The sequence below is a fragment of the uncultured Thiodictyon sp. genome (assembly GCF_903828115.1).
Taxonomy (GTDB): Bacteria; Pseudomonadota; Gammaproteobacteria; order Chromatiales; family Chromatiaceae; genus Thiodictyon.
Map to the genome: position 1 here is coordinate 1 of NZ_CAIKKU010000907.1, position 2,987 is coordinate 2,987.

5 protein-coding genes are annotated in these 2,987 nt (G+C 56.4%); 2 read left to right on the top strand and 3 right to left on the bottom strand.

What is annotated here, in order from left to right:
• Window positions 1–142 precede the first annotated feature (142 nt).
• Window positions 143–316 (bottom strand): hypothetical protein, encoded by a 174-nt coding sequence (locus tag QZY48_RS34475; RefSeq protein ID WP_295439275.1) that lies wholly within the window; start codon window positions 314–316, stop codon window positions 143–145.
• Window positions 317–419: 103 nt separating this feature from the next.
• Between QZY48_RS34475 and QZY48_RS34480 the strand changes: the two genes are divergently transcribed.
• On the top strand, window positions 420–1,214 hold the full coding sequence (locus QZY48_RS34480) for a nuclease-related domain-containing protein (protein ID WP_295439276.1): 795 nt from the start codon (window positions 420–422) through the stop codon (window positions 1,212–1,214).
• 23 nt (window positions 1,215–1,237) lie between these two features.
• Window positions 1,238–1,492, top strand: a complete 255-nt coding sequence (locus QZY48_RS34485) for a hypothetical protein (protein ID WP_295439278.1) — start codon at window positions 1,238–1,240, stop codon at window positions 1,490–1,492.
• Window positions 1,493–1,562: 70 nt separating this feature from the next.
• Here QZY48_RS34485 and QZY48_RS34490 read toward each other — a convergent pair whose 3' ends face one another.
• Together QZY48_RS34490 and QZY48_RS34495 are read right to left on the bottom strand one after the other, a co-directional pair.
• A complete protein-coding gene (locus QZY48_RS34490) occupies window positions 1,563–1,877 on the bottom strand; it encodes a hypothetical protein (RefSeq protein WP_295439280.1) in 315 nt (104 codons plus the stop codon).
• Window positions 1,874–2,515, bottom strand: a complete 642-nt coding sequence (locus QZY48_RS34495) for a division plane positioning ATPase MipZ (protein ID WP_295439282.1) — start codon at window positions 2,513–2,515, stop codon at window positions 1,874–1,876. Before QZY48_RS34495 ends, QZY48_RS34490 begins: the two co-directional genes overlap by 4 nt.
• Between the last annotated feature and the right edge of the window lie 472 nt (window positions 2,516–2,987).

Here is a 2,987-nt window from a genome sequence, read left to right on the forward strand (position 1 = left end):
CAGCAAGCACATGAGTGGTCGTGACCTGGGCCGACAAGAACCCACACCCGCGTTGCGCTATCGTGCGGCGGAGGTCTGCGCCTGCGGCGCGTAGCGCAGATCGATCGATAAAGTCAAACCTTAAAAACTCGAAGATCGAGTTTTACTGTCCTGCTGTTAATCTGGTACCACCGATCCAGATAGCGTTTAGCGGCAACTGTCCATCATGGCCTGGCAGCGATTTTATCTTGACCAACGCGGTTGGATTTTTCTGATCCTCGTCGGAGCGGTGATCGTCTTCTCCTGGATTGCGGGTCAATCGCACCAGCGCCGCCATGCTTCCCGCCGCTCATCGTGTCCAGGGCGACGAACCGCTTGTCGCCCTTGGCAGACGACGTTGCGGGGGAATTTCACACCTTCTCGGATGGACCACCTCGACGATGCTTCAATTCGACATCCTGACCCGGCTTCCTGATGTGCTGGCGTGGCTACCATGGTTGATTCCGCTGGGTCTGGCGCTGTCCGCGTTCAGGGTCATCCAGCGCATCCGTTTCACCAAGCAGCGTGGCGCGGATGGCGAGGCTCAGGTCGGGCGCGTCCTGGAACAACTCTTTCGCCAGGTTCGCCACGATCTGATTCTCCCCAATGGACGCGGCGGTTTGACCCAACTCGATCATGTCGCCCTCACCCCGGCGGGTCTGCTGGTGGTCGAGACCAAGAACTATCGCGGGACGATTCTGGGACACGCTAAGGATGTCACCTGGACGCAAGCACTGGGCGGCAAACGCTACTGCTTCCAAAATCCCTTGCGTCAGAACCACGCCCATCTGAACGCGGTGGAGGCGCTCGGGCTGGGCGTCCCGGTCATGGGGCGAGTCGTCTTTACCAGCGCGGCCAGCTTTCCCCAAGGGCTGCCGGACGGCGTGTCTCAGTTGCATAAATTGCGCGACGACCTGGCGAGCTTGCGCCGAGGACGCGCCCCTGCCGCCATCGCCATCGCCTGGCGAACGCTCCTGACGCAAGCGCGGACTGACCGGAAGGCAAGACGTGCGCATCGGCGTGGCCTCCGCGCCCGATTTGGCTGGGATCGCCGCGCCCGTACCGCGTTCGTCCTGCTCCTGCTCGCGGCGGTGTCAGCCGGTGGCGTGTGGTGGTCTCAGGGGGTATTGCTGTCGGATGCAGTGGCCAGCGTTCAATCTGCGCTGTTGACTGGATCTGCGATCCTTCACCGCTGATGATTTAACCTGAAGACCACGACATGATCGAAATCGAATACATCGTGAAAGACCGCCACGGAGTCGAACGCTTGCGCACCGCCGACAAGGTGTTGCCGTCTCTCCCGGACGGGGACCTGGAAGAGTTGACCATCTATCTCGCGCGCAACGTCCAGAATGTGGAGCGGGTGTTGAAGGGCAAGGTGCCCGAACGCGAAGCGGCGCAGACGCCATCACCTGTGGTCGCCAAGGTGGCGAATGTCGCGACAACCAAGGCGGTCGGGTCATTGATTCCCTAACGTAACCACATGATGTTTATGCAGACTTAAGTTACATCAAATTAACTTAACTTAAGTCAGTTTAACTTACTTAACTTTTTCTTCCATCGGACTCTTTTACCTGATGCGCGAGAGCTGGCACCAGAATCCGATTCAGGATTTTTTGCTGGCTCGCATCCGCTTTCTTTGCCAAATACTGAAGTACGGCTAACTGGTAGTCATTCAGTCGTACCGAGACATTGTGTCGTGGCGGCGCATCGGGATCGAATTTCTCCCAAGGCAGCGGTTCCTGGGTCGCTCGATGCTCTTTTGCGCCGGCGGCAAATTCGCGCAGCGTATCGGGATTGACATTTGGCAACGCATCCGCTGGCGTTTTTGTGGCAGTCGGCAAACTGAAGCGGCTCATCCTTCAACTCCGTAAATCTCATGTGCCAGAGCCTTGATCTCCGCAGTAGCCTTGGCGTTGTTCATTTCGATCACACCTCGCCCTTCCGGCATAGCGTCGCGGTACACCTTGCGATCACGGACGATGACGTTGGACAGTGTGAGTTCTGGTAACTCACGCAGAATTTGCTGCGCTTCGGCAGCTTCCTGGATCACGGGGTTAGTCGGACCCATCGAGATCAGTAGCCGCGCCTGGAGAGTAGGATTCATTCCTCTGGCAAGTTTCACGAGTTCGTTCATGTGAACGCTCGTTTCGATGTCAGGCTGACTCGCCTTGAGCGGACAGTAGACGATTTGAGTTGCCACCAGCGCCGTGCGCAACTCTTCGGAGTCCCGGCCACCGGCATCGACGATGACCTCTCCATAGCGTTTCGCCAGATCGCGCACGGTGTCGAAAACATTGCCGTACTTCTCGGTGCAGTGCACTTTTGGAAGATCGACAAGTGTGTTGCGGCGCTCAATGAACTGACTGGCTGTCCGTTGCCGGTCGGTGTCGATGAGTACGACATCCGCGCCAGTGGTGGCTAACCAAACCGCCAGGTTGACAGCGACCGTACTCTTGCCGGTACCGCCTTTCTCGCCTCCGAGGAGCAAAATCATATGCGTGATCAGATCAGTTTAAGTTAACTCATCTTACTGTAACTTAAGTCGACATTACTTAACTTAAGTCGATTTAAGCAGGGTGAGCGCGTATAATTTTTTCTGAAATCAATAAAATCAAACAGTTAAGATGCGAGCTTCACAATACATATGAACTGTAACTTATTGATTTATAGGGGTACGCGCTCGCCCTGTCGATTTAAGTTAAACTGACTTAAATCATATACTCACGCTGCCGGCACCGCTCATGGAAGAAGTGTTGGCGAAGGTCGCCACCCTGTTCGAGTGAGCAAAGCCCATGAACATGAATGAATTTCGCCAATTGGCCGCGAGGATCGATCAGCAGATGCAACAGCTTTCCGTCGAAGGCGTGAGCGAGGCACCTACCGTCATCCATCGCATGATGGGGCATGTGCCCGCCCTGCACCGGATTTGGGTCGGCACGTCCGACCAGCAGCTCATGGCGCTCTCG